The organism is Polaribacter sp. Z014 (genome assembly GCF_023555435.1).
Classification (GTDB): Bacteria; Bacteroidota; Bacteroidia; order Flavobacteriales; family Flavobacteriaceae; genus Polaribacter.
Genome location: NZ_JALCZP010000001.1, coordinates 542,750 through 559,330 on the forward strand (window position 1 = coordinate 542,750; position 16,581 = coordinate 559,330).

A 16,581-nucleotide genomic window follows, 5' to 3' on the forward strand; every position below is an offset into this window, starting at 1 on the left:
TTATTATAAATTTTTTAAGGCTAGTTTTATTAAATTTTCTACAGAAGCTTCTGCGTTTTCTTTTAAAATCGTAGCGATAACTTTCTCGGATTGTTTTTTATTAAAACCTAAAACTTCTAAAGCAGATAACGCTTCATCTTTATTGGTATTGCTTGTAAAGGAAGAAACTTCATCAATATTAAAGGTTTTTAAAATTTTATCCTTTAAATCTACAATTACTCTTTGTGCAGTTTTTAGACCAATTCCTTTTACAGATTGTATTAATGGTATATTTTCGGATGCAATTGCATGTTGTATTTCCTCTGAGGTCATGGATGATAACATTGTTCGTGCAATACTTGGTCCAACACCAGAAACGGAAATTAATAATTTAAAAACTTCTCTTTCTGTTTTAGTAATAAAGCCAAAAAGAGTGTGCGCGTCTTCTCTTATAGATAAATGTGTATATAAAACAACGGCCTCATCATCTGGTAAACTAGAGAAAGTATTTAAAGAAATATGTAATAAATACCCAACTCCATTGCAATCTACAACTACTTCTGTTGGATTTTTTTCTACCAATCTTCCTCTAATTTGTGTAATCATATCGTTCTTTTTCTAAGCGCCTAAAGTAAGAATTTATTTTAGGTTTGTTGTGTGAGCAATTTAAATTTTATAAATGATAAATAAAAAAAACAAATATTAGAGAATAAATGATAGACAAATAATGATGTTATTGTTTTTCGCTATCCTTTATTCTCTTTTTAGTCTTGTTTCTTAATTCTACACCTATTCTAAGTCTCTACTCTTGTATTTTACTTCTTTTTTCTTTTTCTTGAGCATCTACAGCAGCCAAAGCAGCCATATTAACCATTTCATCTACACTACAACCTAGCTGTAAAATATGTACAGGTTTACTTAATCCTAAAATGATTGGACCAATAGATTCTGCATGGTTTAATTGTTTCATTAATTTATAGGTGATGTTGGCAGCCTCTAAATTCGGAAAAATTAAAACATTTACTTTTTTACCATTTAGTTTTGAAAATGGAAACTCTTTTGCCAGCATTTCTGGGTTTAGAGCAAAATCTGCTTGTAATTCTCCATCGATAATAGTGTCTGGAAAATGACGATGTAAGTAAGAAACAGCTTCACTAATTTTCTTTGAAGTTTCAGAATTTGAAGATCCAAAGTTAGAAAAAGAAACCATTGCCATATTTGGCTTCATGCCAAACATTTTTACAAAATTCCCTGTCATTTGAGAAATTTTTACCAACTCCTTTGCATTCGGGTTTACGTTTATCGTAGTGTCTGCTAAAAATAACGGGCCTTGTTTAGTTAGCATAATGTTCGTTGCAGCAATTTTGGTAATTCCTTTGTCTTTCTCTATAAGTTCTAAGATTGGTTTTAAAACGGTTGGGTAAGGTCTAGAATATCCTGTAATTAACGCATCTGCTTCACCTTCATTTACCATCATAGCGGCAAAATAATTACGCTCTCGCATTAATTTTGTTGCTTCAGATAATGTACGTCCTTTACGACGTCTATTTTTCCAGTAAATATCTCCAAAACGTTCTCTACGTTTTGTTTCTTCATCTGTTTTTGGGTCTATAATTGGCACATTTGCAGTAAAGCCTATTTCTGCTTTTAAAGCTAAGATAACTTCTTTTCTTCCTAATAATATAGGCTTACCAATTTTTTCGTCATGCACTCTTTGTGCCGCTTTTAAAACATCTAAATGGTCTGCTTCTGCAAACACAATACGTTTTCTATTGCTTTTTGCTCTGTTATGTAAAAGTCTAATTTCTTTATTACCAGAACCAGAACGTTCCATTAACTCTTCTCTATATTTATCCCAATCTTCAATAGGTTGTAAAGCAACACCAGAATCCATAGCAGCTTTTGCAATCGCTGGTGGAATTTCATAAATTAATCTTGGATCAAATGGTTTAGGAATAATGTATTCTCTTCCGTAAGCTAAACTTACTTCATCGTACACAATATTTACTTGTTCTGGTACAGATTTTTTAGCTAAATCGGCTAAAGCATGCACAGCAGCCATTTTCATTTCTTCATTAATTTTAGTAGCTCTCACATCTAAAGCACCTCTAAAAATAAATGGAAATCCAAGCACATTATTTACTTGGTTAGGATGATCAGATCTTCCTGTAGCCATAATAATATCCTTTCTTGTAGCAACGGCTACATCGTAATCTATTTCAGCAACTGGGTTTGCCATCGCAAAAACAATAGGGTCTTTTGCCATGGATAAAAGCATCTCTGGAGAAACTACATTTCCTTTAGATAAACCTATAAATACATCAGCATTATGCATAGCTTCATCTAAAGTGTTTAAATCTCTATCTGTTGCAAATTCTGCTTTTTGTGAAGTTAGGTTGTCTCTATCTCTTCTAATAACCCCTTTACTGTCGCACATAACAACGTTTTCTTTCTTTACACCAAGTTTTAAATACAAAAGTGTACAAGAAATAGCAGCAGCTCCAGCTCCATTTACAACAATTTTTACTTCACTAATCTTTTTATTTGTAATGTCAATTGCATTTTTTAAGGCCGCCGCAGAAATAATAGCGGTTCCATGCTGGTCATCGTGCATTACTGGGATGTCTAATTCTTCCTTTAAACGTCTTTCAATTTCAAAAGCTTCAGGAGCTTTAATGTCTTCTAAATTAATTCCACCAAAAGTGGGTGCAATTGCTTTTACGGTTTGTATAAAAAGTTCTACATCTGTTGCATCTACTTCAATATCAAAAACATCAATATCAGCAAATATTTTAAATAATAAAGCTTTTCCTTCCATTACTGGTTTAGAAGCATCCGGACCAATATTTCCTAACCCTAAAACGGCTGTTCCGTTAGATATTACGGCTACTAAATTTCCTTTAGAAGTGTACTTATATGCGTTGTTTTTATCTTTTTCAATTTCTAAACAAGGTTCGGCAACTCCAGGAGAATATGCCAATCCTAAATCTCGCTGAGTAGCATATTTTTTAGTAGGTACTACTTCTATCTTACCTGGTTTTGGCTTTGCGTGATATAATAAAGCTTCGTGTCTTTTTCTAGAATCGCTCATGATAATAATTCTTTACTTGTTTAAGCTTACAAATATATGATTTTCAGCGGAAGAGAAAACTTATTTTTCTTTCTTTTGATAAGATATGTTTTTGGTATTATAGCATCTTTTGTTTTTTAAGAACCTTTAAATTAGGTAACTGATATTGCTTGTTTAACAAATTTTATTGAATTACTTGTTTCATAAAGTTTATGTTTGTGACTATTAATTGAGCTTAAGTATGAAAAAAACTACTTTATATCTGTTTTTATTAGTTTCATTTTCTGTTTTATCACAAGTAAAAGGGAGAATTACAGATACAAAAAACAATCCTTTGTCGTTTGTAAGTGTATATTTAAATAAAACAGTTACAGGTACAACTTCTAATGATAATGGAGATTATGTTTTAAATATCAACAAAAAAGGAAAGCATATAATCGTTTTTCAATTTTTGGGTTATAAAACCGTAAAAAAGAAAGTCAATATTACTTCTTTTCCTTTTGAGTTAAATGTTCAATTAGAGCAGGAAGATGTTCAGTTAGCAGAAATTTCTATTTCTACAAAAGACAATCCTGCAAACAGAATTATTAGAAATGTTATTTCCAATAAAGAGAAGAATACAGATAAGTATGCAAAATATACTGCTAAATTTTACTCTAGAGGTTTGTATAAAATTAAGGATGCTCCAGAAAAGTTTTTAGGCCAAAATTTGGGAGATTTTGGCGGAGGTTTAGATTCTACAAGAAGCGGAATTATATATCTTTCTGAAACTGTTTCTGAAATTCATTTTCAGAAAAAACCAAAAAAGTTTAAAGAAAAAATTATTGCCTCTAAAGTAAGCGGAACAGATAATGGTATCAGTTTTAACAGGGCAGAAGATGCAAATATCAATTTTTATAATAATAGTGTAACCTTTGGTAATGATTTAATTTCGCCAATTTCTACCAATGCTTTTAGTTATTATAAATATAAATTAGTAGGGTCTTTTTATAATAAAAACGGCAAACTCATTAATAAAATAAAACTAATTCCTAAACGAAAAAATGATCGTGTTTTTAATGGATATTTATATATTGTAGAAGATGATTGGGCTATTTATGGTACAGATGTTTCCGTAACGGGTGCGCAAGTAAACATACCAATGGTAGATGTTTTACATTTAAAACAAAACTATAATTATTCCGCAGTAAATAATGCTTGGGTATTAATAAGTCAGAGTATAGATTTTAAAGTAGATGCTTTTGGTTTTAAGTTTGATGGACGTTTTTCATCTGGATATTCCGATTATAATTTTAACCCTACTTATAATGAAGATACTTTTACCAATGAAGTATTAAGGTTTGAAAAAGAAGCTACAGAAAAAGACACCGTGTATTGGAACAGTTTAAGACCCGTTCCATTAACATTAGAAGAAACTACAGATTATAAATTTAAAGACAGTTTAAAACTTGTTAGAAAATCTAAAAAATATTTAGATTCTGTAAATAAGAAGCAAAATAGGTTTAATTTACTTTCGCCCATAATGGGCCATACACATAGAAATTCTTACGAAAAATGGGCTGTTTCTTACAACGGACTAATAAAGGATTTTAATTATAATACAGTACAAGGTTTTAATGCTTCTTTAGGTTTTAGCTATTTTAAAGAGCAAAATGAAATTGGGAAATGGTGGAATGCAGGTGTAAAAGCAAATTATGGTTTTTCTGATAAACGCTTAAGACCAACTTTCTTTTTTACTAAAAATTGGAATAATATTTCGAGGCCAAGAATGACGATTTCAGGAGGGGTTGCAGCAACTCAATTTAATGACAGAGAGCCAATAATGAAAATAAATAACACCATTAGCTCTTTGATAAGAAGGTTAAATTATTTAAAAATTTATGATAAAACTTTTGGGAAAATCAGTTATTCAGAAGAAATTAAAAATGGAATTTACCTATCATCATCATTAGAATACGCAAATAGAAAACCACTTTTTAATACTACCGATTATTCTTTTGCAAAGCAAGGCCATAATGGAGGTTATACTTCTAACAATCCATCAGAGGTAATTGATGTGTTTGAAGAAAATGAAATTGCCACATTAAATGTAGGTGCTACTTTTGTGTTCGGGCAAAAATATTTGTCTTATCCCGATAGAAAAGAAAATATTGGGAATGAGAAATATCCATCCTTAAATATTAAGTATACAAAACGGTTTGGCGCTTCTAATGCTGAATTAAATTCAGATGTATTTACAGTAAATTTAAAACAAGATATTAATGCCGGAAATTATGGAAGTCTAACTTATTATTTAAGAGGAGGCATGTTTCTAAAAAAGAAAAACATTGCTTTTATGGATTATTTACAAGCTAATGGAAACCAATTAATTTTTCCTTTAGATGGCGAGCTAAATAGTTTTGGTTTATTAGAGTATTATAAGTTTTATACCAATGATAAATATGCAGAAGCTCATATTGAACATAATTTTAAAGGAGCCGTTTTAGGGAAAATTCCATTATTAAATAAATTGAACTTCCATTTAGTTGGAGGGGCAAAAACCTTAGTTATGGCAAATAAAAAACCATATACAGAATATTCTGTAGGTATCGATAATATAGGTTTTGGTAAATGGCGTTTTTTAAGAGTAGATTATGTAAAATCTTTTCATGCAGGAGTTAAAAACAACGGTTTGTTGTTTAGATTAAGTTTGTTTTAATATTTTTGGAATATGAAAATTCAAGTACTTTTTTTCGGGATTACCACAGATTTAGTAGAAACTTCGGCTTTAAATTTAGAGCTACCTAAAATAGAAACAGTTCAAGGTTTTAAGAATTTTCTGAAAGAAAAATATCCTCAGTTAAAAAACATCGATTCTTATGCAATTGCAGTCAACGAAAGTTATGCAGCAGATGAATTGGTTTTAAAAGAGGATGATGTTGTTGCTGTGATTCCTCCGGTAAGCGGAGGGTAAAAAGTCCATCAAAAGCCCATCTTAATCTTCCCAAAGGGAAGAAATACTCTTGTGTTATCCGTTTATAAAAAAAACTCTGTGAATCTCTGTGTTTTCTCAGCTAATCTCAGCGTAACAACCAACAATCTATTTTTGAAAATACTTCTTATCAATATAAAAAGTACCAAAAGGTAAGATAGAAGCAAGTAAAACAAATCCAAAAGATTTATTATTCCAATTCATTTCTTTTTTAAGCATAAAGGCCAAAACTACATATAGCATAAAAAGAATTCCATGAGGCATTCCCAACATTTTTACATAAGTATCATCACCTTGTAAATATTTAATTGGTGTTGCTATCAGTAATAATAATAGGTAAGAGATTCCTTCTAGGATACTTACAATTCTAAAGATATTTTTCATTTTAAGAGGTTGTTTCACTGAAGTAAACAGCGTGTTCTACAGAGGTTCACAGAAAATTTTATTTCCTTTATAAACTTTGCGATTAATTTAGTTTCAATTAGTGAAAATCTTGATCAGATTTTCACTAATGCAAAATTACAACTTTGTTTTACTATTTTTGCTTTCCTATTGAACTTGTTTCAATATCTTTTAATTATGAGAAGAACTTCAATTAAAATTACATCTAAAAAATTAGACTTACAAGAGTGTTATCGTTTTGTAGAAGATGATGCTTGTGGCGGAATTTCAGCCTTTGTGGGTACTGTTAGAAATGATACACAAGGAAAGGAAGTTACTCAATTAGATTTTTCTACCTACAAACCTATGGCAATTAAAGAGATGCAGAAAATTGCAGATTTGGCGTTAGAAAATTTCGATATTAAAAAAATTGCTATTCATCATGCAGAAGGAATGTTGCGGGTAGGAGAAATTCCAGTAATTATAACTACGTCTTCTAAACATAGAAAAGCAGCGTTTGCGGCTTGTGAGTTTGCTATTGATACTTTAAAAGAAACAGTGCCTATCTGGAAAAAGGAATATTTCTCAGACGGTGAAGTTTGGGTAAATGCGCATCCGTGATTTTAGTTTGCAGTGGCAGTCTCAGTTTTCAGTTTCTTACTGTTGAGAATAAAAAAAAACAGAGTTCCAATATTTTTAAATTATAAAATTTTAAAAAAAAAACACAGAAAAAACACTGTATTTTCTATGTTTCTATGTGGTTAATTTTTTAGTATTCAGCTTGCACAACAGTGAGTTACTGAAAATAGCCACTGTAAACTGCATACTGTTTACTTAACAGAGCGACTCTGTAACCACAAATAAAATTGTAATCCAAATAAAATAGCTCCAACTAGTAAGTGTGTTGCTTGTGTGCCTAAAGGAAATTCTGCGTAATACATTAAAATTCCTGTAATGGTTTCTATAAAAATGAGCGCCACTACCCAATTTACTAACTTGTAGCCGAGGTTTTTTACTTGATTTATATAAAACAATCCTAGATTTACCAATACAATTGCAATGGTAAAAGACCTGTGAAAGTAGAATTTAAAACTCGGATTCATTAAACTATAATCTTTGTTTTCGAAACCGAAAAGTTTTACTTGTTCGTCTATAAATTGTCTTACTTGCGTTCCCATTGCAATCTGAATCAACGAAAATACAACAGAGATAAGAAGTAATTTGTTAAAGATTGGATTGTAGTTGTAGCTCTTTTTTTTATTCGAAGTAATAAATTGTAATTGTAATAAAAGCGCAATGATTATTAAACCAATAACCATGTGAATCGTAATTATTGTTGGTTTTAAATTAGTGTCTACTACTGTTTTTCCTAACCAAGCTTCCACCAACATTAAAAAGAAAGCTGTGTATGCTAATATGGGAATTCTCTTATCTTTTTTTCTGTATTTTGTTGCTTTGTAGATTAGAAATAAGAAAACAAAACCAGCTAAAACAGAAGACAATCTGTTAATATACTCTGTCCAAGAATGATATTTATTAAATTTAGCGTAATTGTGTTTGGTGTATTTTTTCCAATTGTCAATTTTAAATTCATCAGCAGTTTTAACGGTATGTTCTGCAACAAACAAGGCTTCATCTTTAATAATGATAAACCCTTTTTTAAATTCGGTATTTGGTTTCCAAGTAATTTGTTCTTCCGCTGTAGGCGGAATATAATACCCAAAGCATTTAGGCCAATCGGGACACCCCATTCCAGAGCCTGTCATTCTAACAACAGAACCCGCTAAAAAAATTAGATAAACAGATATAATGGCAATTTGTACGGTTTTCGGAAAGCTACTTTTCACGATGTCAGATTAATTATATAAGCACTAGTGTTTCACTAATAAATTTTTAATAAGCGAAGTCTTAACTAATGTTATTTGTGTTTATTCTACAAAAATAAGACAAAAAAAAGCCGCTTAAAAAATTAAGCGACTTGTTCTTTTCAAAAAATTTAAAATTATAGAACTCTAACGTCTACTGCATTTAAACCTTTTCTACCTTCTTTAAGGTCGAACTCTACTGCGTCACCTTCTCTAATTTCGTCAATTAATCCTGATACGTGTACAAAGTACTCTGTGTTTGAATCATCTTCTGTTACAAATCCAAATCCTTTAGATTCGTTGAAGAATTTTACTGTTCCTTTTTTCAAAATAATATAATATAAATGTTAATAATACTGCAAATATAAGATTATATTAATTGATATAACAAAAATGATGTTCTAAATAAATATTTCTTTTTTTTTATAAAAAATGAAAGTTTCTAAGTGAAAAATTATTGCAATTTTTTATTGGGCTAATTGTTTAATAGAGATGTTTTAAGAATGTCAATACAGGTAGAGGTTACAGCGTTTTTTAGTTGATAATATAATGAATATGAGGTTTTTAATAAATCGTTTTTTTTCCGGTAAATTAGAGAAAATACGCGATTTGTTAAAAACTTCAAGGGTTTTGTGAATAAGTATAACTTTTATTTTGAAGCAAAAAATCCAATCTTTGCTAACAGCAAAATAAACAATTAAACACCCTTCTTTTACCTTGGAAATTACGCACATTATAAAAAGAGACTCCGAAACAACCATTTTTGAGTTAGAAAAAATTATCAAAGCTATAGAAAAAGCAATGATTACTGTAAATCATGGTTCTAGAAATGATGCCATTGCAATCTCTAATATTGTACATGGTACTTTATTAGAAAGAAGGTTAAATGAACCAGATTATATTCCTACAGTAGAACAGGTACAAGATATCGTAGAATATAAGTTAATGGACAGTCCTTTTCATGATGTTGCAAAGGCTTATATTTTATACAGAGACGAACAAACAAGAAGTAGAAAGCCAAACATTTTTGAAAAAAGAATAAATTTAAAGCCTTACGATTATCCTGCTTTAGGAGAATATGTAGATGCTATTAGACATTCTTATTGGATACATACCGAGTTTAATTATACAAGTGATATACAAGATTTTAAGACATCTCTTACTGAGGTAGAAAAAAATGCTATAAAAAATACCATGTTGGCAATTTCTCAAATTGAGGTTGCTGTTAAAACTTTTTGGGGAGATATTTATAAAAAAATGCCAAAACCAGAAATTGGTTCTGTTGGTGCTACGTTTTCAGAAAGTGAAGTACGTCATCATGATGCATATTCTCATTTATTAGAAATTTTAGGGTTAAATAATGAGTTTAAAAACTTAAAGAAAAAACCTGTAATAATGAAAAGGGTGAGTTACCTTGAAGCTGCCTTAAAAAATGTGAATAGTGAAGACAATCAAGAGTTTTCTGAATCTATAATTTTATTTTCTCTATTTATTGAGCACGTATCTTTATTTTCTCAGTTTTTGATTATTATGGCTTTTAACAAGCATAAAAATGTACTAAAAGGAATTTCTAATGTGGTAGAAGCTACTTCTAAAGAAGAGCAGATTCATGGAGATTTTGGTATCGATTTGATTAAAATTATAAAAGAAGAAAATCCAGATTGGTTTAGTGAAGAGCATAATTTATTAGTTCAAGAAACTTGTAAAGAAGCTTTTAATTCTGAAAGTAAACTAATTGATTGGATTTTTGAAAAAGGAGAATTAGATTTTCTACCTAAAAATGTAATTAATGAATTTATAAAAAACAGATTTAATAACTCTTTAGAGAGTATTGGTATCTCTAAAATATTTGATGTTGATGAAACATTATTAGCACAAACAGATTGGTTTGATGATGAAATTATTGGAACCAAACATGGCGATTTCTTTGTAAAGAGATCTATCAACTACAGTAAAAGAACAAAAAGTATAACTAGCGACGACTTATTTTAAACTATGAACTTGAACGAAACAAAAACAACAGAACTTACAGAACACGAACAGTTAATTCAAGTTAGAAACGCTGCTAGGAAAGAAATGCTTAAAGGTAAAAACCAACCAGAAATTACCTGGCTAACAGAAAATAGCCGTAAATTTTTAGAGTCTGGTTATTTAACAGGAGATACCACACCAGAAGAAAGAATACGTGAAATAGCAGACAATGCAGAACGTATTTTAAAATTGGATGGTTTTTCTGATAAGTTTTATAAATATATGGCGGAGGGTTATTACTCTTTAGCTTCTCCAATTTGGTCTAATTTTGGTAAAAAAAGAGGTTTACCAATTAGCTGTTTTGGATCACACGTGGCAGATGATATGGGAGATATTTTGTTCTCACAATCAGAAGTTGGTATGATGTCTAAATTAGGAGGAGGAACTTCTGGTTACTTTGGTAAATTACGTAAAAGAGGTGCCGATGTAAAAAATAACGGTTCATCGTCTGGTTCTGTACACATCATGCAATTGTTCGAGAAAATGGTGGATGTTGTAAGTCAGGGTTCTGTAAGAAGAGGACGTTTTTCTCCATATTTACCTGTAGATCATGCAGATATTAAAGAGTTTTTAGAAATAGGAACAGAAGGAAACCCAATACAAGAATTAACGCATGGAGTTACCGTTGGTAACGATTGGATGCAAGCAATGATTGATGGTGATGTAGAAAAGAGAAGTATTTGGGCGAAAATATTACAAAGAAGAGGAGAAATAGGATATCCTTATATACTTTTTAGAGACAATGCAAATAACGGAACGGTAGATGTTTACAAAGACAAAAACCACGAAATTTATGCAAGTAACTTGTGTACAGAAATCATGTTACCATCTAATGAAGATTGGTCTTTTGTATGTTGTTTATCATCTGTAAACTTATTACACTACGATAAGTGGAAAGATACAGACGCTGTAGAAACACTTACTTATTTCTTAGATGCAGTAATGCAAGAATTTATTACCAAATTAGAAGTGTATAGAGATTCAGAAGATAGAGATGATCAGTTTACGTTTCGTTTTATGGAAAAAGCCTATAAATTTGCAAAAGAAAATAGAGCTTTAGGTTTAGGGGCTTTAGGTTGGCATTCTTTATTACAATCTAAAATGCATGCTTTTGATAGTGCAGAAGCGTATGCTTTAAACAGTGAAATCTTTAAGGTGATTAAAGAAAAGTCTTACAAAGCATCAGAAGAAATGGCGAAGTTATATGGTGAGCCAGATGTATTAAAAGGATACGGAAGACGTAACACAACCTTAAATGCCATTGCACCAACAACATCATCAGCATTTATATTAGGACAAGTATCTCAAGGAATTGAGCCAATTTGGTCTAATATTTATGTAAAAGATATTGCTAAGATTAAAACAACAATAAAGAATCCAATTTTAGAAAATCTTCTAGAACAGAAAGGACATAATACATCAGATGTTTGGAAAAGTATTAGAGATAATGATGGTTCTGTTCAACATTTAAGCATCTTAACAGACGCAGAAAAAGATGTCTTTAAAACCTATTCAGAAATAGACCAGAATGTAATTGTGTATCAGGCTGCCAACAGACAAAATCATATAGATCAAGGGCAATCTATCAACATTATGGTGCATCCAGATATGCCAATTAAAGAAGTAAATGCCGTTTATATTAATGCTTGGAAATTAGGAGTAAAATCTATGTATTACCAACACAGTATGAATGCTGCACAGAAATTTAAGCAAAAGAAAGAATGTGCTTCTTGTGAAGGATAATCTAATATTTTTTCTCCACGTGTCATTTCGACTTTTCAGAGAAATCTCATAACATAAAGTAACTAAAGAGAGAAGCAGTAATGTTTCTCTCTTTTTTTTTGAAGCTATTTCCAGCTTTCCGCACTCGCTTTTTTTGTCAGAAAAAGACAAAAAAGAGCTCAAACAAATGCTTCAATCTGGGCTAAACTTGTTTGTGTGCTTTTAGCAAAAAAGAAAATGAAGTATTTCTTTGTATTTTTACTTTTAAATTTTGTGTAAAAGAAAGGTTGTATGACTACAAAAACAATTGGTTTCATAATTTTAGGTGTTATTTCTTTCGGTGTTTCTTTATTGGCTAAAAAGAATAAAGAAAAATCTGATGAAACAAGAAAGAAGATGCTAAAGAAAGTAGAGCAAGCTAAAAACATAGAAAGATTTAAAAATTCACCAGATTTTCAGCATCCAATTTCAAATGCTATTCTAAATTTACTAGAAAATTTTGATGTGCACGATAAGGTTGGTAAGAAATTGAACGATGAAGAAATAACGTCAATTGAAAATAAACTCCAATTAAAATTACCAATTTCTTATAAAATATTTTTAAAGTATTTTGGAGACGGTGGTTATTGGGTTTTTACTCAAGGAATAGATGGTATCCAAAATTATTCTTATTTAAAAGATTATAATCAAAGTTTAGGGGAAACCATTCAATTAGAAGAACAAAGTGTAAATGTAGACAGTTTACTTTGCCTAATGACGGAAGATTCTAATGGTGGCGCGTGGTGTTGGTTAACTTCAGAAGTAGTAAAAGATAATGAATGGTCTTTAGCGTATTATATAGATCACAAATTGCATTATAAAGTTAAAAACTTTACAGAATGGTTAAAATTACTCACAAAAGAGGGGTATGAAGTAATTAGAGAATTAGATACAGAGGAAAAACTTGGTTTAGGTTAAAGACTTCTCTTTTTTGTTTTTCAACTATTAAATGTTATGTTTACATAAACTTTTTAAAAACCTGTATTTTTTTAAGATGATAAAAAAACTCTTATTTGTGGCTTTTTTAGTAATCGTTGCAATTGTATTGTATTTCAACCCAAATTTTAAAACCATTGCAGCAGGTGTTGCTATTCTATTGTTTGGAATGGGTATGTTAGAAGAAGGGTTTAAAGTTTTTACCAAAGGACCACTTCAAAATATTTTAAAAAAAACCACAGATAAATTATATAAAAGTATCACTGCAGGTGCATTAGTTACAGCTTTACTACAATCTAGTTCTTTGGTTTCTGTAATTACTATTTCTTTTATTAGTGCTGGTTTAATAAGTCTATCTGGTGGATTGGGTTTAATTTTCGGAGCCAATATTGGTAGCACAACAACGGCTTGGTTAGTGGCTGGTTTTGGACTAAAAATTAACATAGCCACTTTGGCAATGCCCATGATTATTTTTGGTTTAATTTTTACTTTTCAAAAAAAAGAGACTTTTAAAGGAATTGGAAATGTATTTGCAGGTCTTGGTTTTTTCTTTCTAGGAATCTATTTTATGAAAGAAGGATTTGATGTTTTTAGTACGCAAATAAATTTAACAGAATACGCAGTTTCTGGGTTTAAAGGCGTGTTGTTGTATACCGCAATTGGTGTGGTAATTACAGTGGTACTGCAATCTAGTGCAGCTTCTTTAGTATTGGTCTTAACAGCTTTAGCAGCCGGACAAATTGAATATGAAAATGCGTTGGCATTGGCAATTGGAGCCAATGTTGGTACAACCATAACTGCTGTTTTAGGTTCGCTAAATTCTAATATTGCCGGTAAAAGATTGGCAGGTGCTCATTTAATTTTTAATGTTGTTACAGGTGCTGTAGCGGTGGCTTTTATTTATCCTTTGTCAAAATTGGTTAATAATATTGCAGATTGGGTGCATATAGCAGCAACAGATTATACCTTAAAATTAGCACTATTTCACACCATATTTAATCTTATTGGCGTAATAATAATGGTGCCATTTATTAAAAAGCTTGAGAATTATTTATTGAAAATATTTAAAGAAAATAAAAATAAAGAGGTAGATGAACCAAAATATTTAAATGAAGCGATATTAAAGTTTCCAGGAACGCTTGTGTCATCACTTTTAAATGAATCTAAATATTTATACAAAAATGCCATTTTTGAAATTGTTGCACACGCATTAAATGTGCATAGAGATGCTATAAAATCGGATGAAAGAATAAAAAAAATAGTTGAGGATTCTAAAGAAAAAATGAATGTTGATGTAAATCTGTTATACTACAATAAGGTAAAAAATATTTATGGTCAAATTATCAGTTTTGCAGCAAGAGGTCAGCAAGATCTTAAGCTTACAAAAGAGCAAAATAATAGGTTGTCAGAATTAAAATTAGCCAACCGAAAAATGGTTGAAATTATTAGAGACGCAAGATATTTAGAGAAAAATGTAGTAGCATATTTAGAATCGGATAATGAGTATATTAAGAAAGAATACAACAAGTTTAGGAAGAAAGTAGTAAAAGTTTTAAGAGTAATTTATTTGTTTAGAAAAAAGGAAGAAAAAGACGAATATTACGATCAATTAATAAAATTAAAAAAAGCAGCTAAATCCGCTTTGCAAGCAGATAATAAATCTATTAATAAATTGATAAGAAAAAATCTTATAACAACAGATATGGCATCATCCATAGTAAATGATAATGTAAATGTAAACGATTTAATTATGAAATTAATTGAGGTTGCAGAATTGTTGTATTCAGAAAAAGATTCAATCTTAGAAAATGATAAGTAATTAGATGTCTTTATTTAGAATATCAATTTCTAAAAATTTAATTCTAGATTGTTAATCAAAGTAAATAGCTTCAAAAAAGAGTTAAAGTAGCTATTTTACCCACATTTAAGGTTAATATATTTTCTTTAACGTTGTAATTATCGGCTAAATTTAAAACCTTTAAAAATGGTGTTTCATTGGTATTAGTACAAAACGTTTGAGTTACTGCCAGCTTACCATGTTTGGTTTTCTATTAAAAGAATAAAAATAGACGTAGTTTATAACATGGGGAATAAATTTTTTTAAAAAACCTCATAAAATTTAAAATAGATTAGTTTTTTAGTTACTGCTTTCAACCCAAAATAATAGTTTGTATTTTTACAAATCAAACATTATAATTATTAGATAAATGAATTGGGAACAACTTCTTTCTTTAAAACGTTTTGGCGACACACAAAAACGCCCAAGAGCAGCACAAGATGAAACTCGTTTGGGTTTTGATGTAGATTTTGATAGAATTATATTTTCGTCTGCATTTAGAAGTTTACAAGATAAAACACAAGTAATTCCGTTATCTAATACAGACTTTGTACATACACGTTTAACCCACAGTTTAGAAGTTTCCGTTGTAGGTAGAACATTAGGTAGAAGAGTAGGTAAAGTGTTGTTAGAACGCCATCCTAATTTAGTAGCATTAGGGTATACATTTAATGACTTTGGGTCTATTGTGGGTACGGCTTCTTTAATGCACGATATTGGTAATCCTCCTTTTGGTCATTCTGGAGAAAAAGCAATTGGCGAGTACTTTAAAACAGGAAAAGGGGAAAAATACAAAGAGCAATTAACAGCAAATGAATATCAAGATTTAATAGATTTTGAAGGAAATGCTAATGGATTTAAAATTTTAACGGAATCTAGAATGGCAATTCCTGGAGGTTTGCGTTTAAGTTATGCCACTTTAGGAGCGTTTTTAAAATACCCAAAAGAAAGTCTTCCAAAAAAACCAACAAATCATATTGTAGATAAAAAATATGGTTTTTTTCAATCTGACAAAGCATCATTTTTAGATGTTGTTCAAGATTTAGGAATGAAACAAAAATCGGCTACGGCAGTTTCTTTTTACAGACATCCATTGGCGTATTTAGTGGAAGCGGCAGATGATATTTGTTATACAATTATCGATTTTGAAGACGGAATTAATTTGGGTTTAATTGAAGAAGAGTTTGCTCTAGAATATATGATTAAGCTGGTAAAAGATACTATTGATAGTAAAAAATACCATTCTTTAGAACACAAAACAGACCGAGTTAGTTATTTACGAGCTTTGGCAATTGGTGTGTTAATTAACGAAGCAGTTTCTATTTTCTTAGCAAATGAGGAAGCTATATTAAAGGGAACTTTCGAAAAATCTTTGTTAGATAAATGCAAGTACGAGGCGCAAATTAACGACATCTTAAAAATAAGTGTCGATAAAATTTATAAAAGTACAGAAGTTGTAGAAAAAGAGGTTGCTGGCTATAGAATTATTGCCGATTTATTAGATGTTTTTGTATCCGCATTAAATAATAAGTTTGAAGGAAATCAATCTAATTTTGATAATTTGGTATTAAATTTATTACCAGAAGAATATCAAACAGAAACCAGTAGTTTGTATCATAGAATCATGCAAATATGTAGTTATGTTTCTAGAATGTCTGACAGTTATGCAATTAGAATGCATAAAAAAATAACGGGTAATATTATTTAAAAAATTAGTATTGATCATGCTATTATTACTCTAAAAAGACGC

General features: G+C 30.2%; 13 protein-coding genes. 8 read left to right on the forward strand and 5 right to left on the reverse strand.

Annotation, left to right across the window (positions count from 1 at the left end; all coding sequences use genetic code 11):
• Positions 1-3 precede the first annotated feature (3 nt).
• Both ruvA and MPF19_RS02500 read right to left on the reverse strand, forming a co-directional pair.
• Positions 4-585 (reverse strand): Holliday junction branch migration protein RuvA, encoded by a 582-nt coding sequence (gene ruvA / locus MPF19_RS02495; RefSeq protein ID WP_203392654.1) that lies wholly within the window; start codon positions 583-585, stop codon positions 4-6.
• Between the two features lie 196 nt (positions 586-781).
• Positions 782-3,070, reverse strand: a complete 2,289-nt coding sequence (locus MPF19_RS02500; RefSeq protein WP_249986644.1) for an NADP-dependent malic enzyme — start codon at positions 3,068-3,070, stop codon at positions 782-784.
• Positions 3,071-3,290: 220 nt separating this feature from the next.
• On the opposite strand from MPF19_RS02500, the gene MPF19_RS02505 reads away from it, so the two are divergent.
• Positions 3,291-5,747, forward strand: a complete 2,457-nt coding sequence (locus tag MPF19_RS02505) for a DUF5686 and carboxypeptidase regulatory-like domain-containing protein (RefSeq protein ID WP_249986646.1) — start codon at positions 3,291-3,293, stop codon at positions 5,745-5,747.
• A 12-nt stretch (positions 5,748-5,759) separates the two neighbouring features.
• A complete protein-coding gene (gene moaD, locus MPF19_RS02510; protein WP_203392651.1) occupies positions 5,760-6,002 on the forward strand; it encodes a molybdopterin converting factor subunit 1 in 243 nt (80 codons plus the stop codon).
• Between the two features lie 126 nt (positions 6,003-6,128).
• Here moaD and MPF19_RS02515 read toward each other — a convergent pair whose 3' ends face one another.
• Positions 6,129-6,404, reverse strand: coding sequence for a DUF3817 domain-containing protein (locus tag MPF19_RS02515; RefSeq protein WP_203392650.1), 276 nt, complete (start codon positions 6,402-6,404; stop codon positions 6,129-6,131).
• Positions 6,405-6,599: 195 nt separating this feature from the next.
• On the opposite strand from MPF19_RS02515, the gene MPF19_RS02520 reads away from it, so the two are divergent.
• Entirely contained in the window at positions 6,600-7,022 is a 423-nt protein-coding gene (locus MPF19_RS02520; RefSeq protein WP_203392649.1) for a molybdenum cofactor biosynthesis protein MoaE, read from the forward strand.
• Positions 7,023-7,231: 209 nt separating this feature from the next.
• On the opposite strand, the gene MPF19_RS02525 is transcribed toward MPF19_RS02520, so the two are convergent.
• Positions 7,232-8,248 (reverse strand): COX15/CtaA family protein, encoded by a 1,017-nt coding sequence (locus tag MPF19_RS02525; RefSeq protein ID WP_249986648.1) that lies wholly within the window; start codon positions 8,246-8,248, stop codon positions 7,232-7,234.
• A 155-nt stretch (positions 8,249-8,403) separates the two neighbouring features.
• On the reverse strand, positions 8,404-8,595 hold the full coding sequence (locus tag MPF19_RS02530; protein ID WP_068447358.1) for a cold-shock protein: 192 nt from the start codon (positions 8,593-8,595) through the stop codon (positions 8,404-8,406).
• Positions 8,596-8,983: 388 nt separating this feature from the next.
• On the opposite strand from MPF19_RS02530, the gene MPF19_RS02535 reads away from it, so the two are divergent.
• The 5 genes from MPF19_RS02535 (at position 8,984) to MPF19_RS02555 (ending at position 16,539) form a co-directional block, all read left to right on the forward strand.
• The gene (locus tag MPF19_RS02535; RefSeq protein WP_203392647.1) at positions 8,984-10,258 is read left to right on the forward strand and encodes a ribonucleotide-diphosphate reductase subunit beta; all 1,275 of its coding nucleotides are present in this window, start codon (positions 8,984-8,986) and stop codon (positions 10,256-10,258) included.
• A 3-nt stretch (positions 10,259-10,261) separates the two neighbouring features.
• On the forward strand, positions 10,262-12,040 hold the full coding sequence (locus tag MPF19_RS02540; protein WP_203392646.1) for a ribonucleoside-diphosphate reductase subunit alpha: 1,779 nt from the start codon (positions 10,262-10,264) through the stop codon (positions 12,038-12,040).
• A gap of 270 nt (positions 12,041-12,310) precedes the next feature.
• Complete coding sequence (locus tag MPF19_RS02545; protein WP_249986650.1) at positions 12,311-12,976, forward strand: SMI1/KNR4 family protein; 666 nt, start codon at positions 12,311-12,313, stop codon at positions 12,974-12,976.
• A gap of 76 nt (positions 12,977-13,052) precedes the next feature.
• Positions 13,053-14,813, forward strand: coding sequence for a Na/Pi cotransporter family protein (locus tag MPF19_RS02550; protein WP_249986652.1), 1,761 nt, complete (start codon positions 13,053-13,055; stop codon positions 14,811-14,813).
• A gap of 388 nt (positions 14,814-15,201) precedes the next feature.
• A complete protein-coding gene (locus tag MPF19_RS02555) occupies positions 15,202-16,539 on the forward strand; it encodes a deoxyguanosinetriphosphate triphosphohydrolase (protein ID WP_249986654.1) in 1,338 nt (445 codons plus the stop codon).
• Positions 16,540-16,581 lie beyond the last annotated feature (42 nt).

Excerpts from the sequence above, each read along its gene's own strand:
- MPF19_RS02500 (WP_249986644.1), bottom strand. The coding sequence starts at position 3,070 with ATGAGCGATTCTAGAAAAAGACACGAAGCTTTATTATATCACGCAAAG.
- MPF19_RS02550 (WP_249986652.1), top strand. The coding sequence starts at position 13,053 with ATGATAAAAAAACTCTTATTTGTGGCTTTTTTAGTAATCGTTGCAATT.
- ruvA (WP_203392654.1), bottom strand. The coding sequence starts at position 585 with ATGATTACACAAATTAGAGGAAGATTGGTAGAAAAAAATCCAACAGAA.
- MPF19_RS02555 (WP_249986654.1), top strand. The coding sequence starts at position 15,202 with ATGAATTGGGAACAACTTCTTTCTTTAAAACGTTTTGGCGACACACAA.
- MPF19_RS02520 (WP_203392649.1), top strand. The coding sequence starts at position 6,600 with ATGAGAAGAACTTCAATTAAAATTACATCTAAAAAATTAGACTTACAA.
- MPF19_RS02505 (WP_249986646.1), top strand. The coding sequence starts at position 3,291 with ATGAAAAAAACTACTTTATATCTGTTTTTATTAGTTTCATTTTCTGTT.
- moaD (WP_203392651.1), top strand. The coding sequence starts at position 5,760 with ATGAAAATTCAAGTACTTTTTTTCGGGATTACCACAGATTTAGTAGAA.
- MPF19_RS02545 (WP_249986650.1), top strand. The coding sequence starts at position 12,311 with ATGACTACAAAAACAATTGGTTTCATAATTTTAGGTGTTATTTCTTTC.
- MPF19_RS02540 (WP_203392646.1), top strand. The coding sequence starts at position 10,262 with ATGAACTTGAACGAAACAAAAACAACAGAACTTACAGAACACGAACAG.
- MPF19_RS02515 (WP_203392650.1), bottom strand. The coding sequence starts at position 6,404 with ATGAAAAATATCTTTAGAATTGTAAGTATCCTAGAAGGAATCTCTTAC.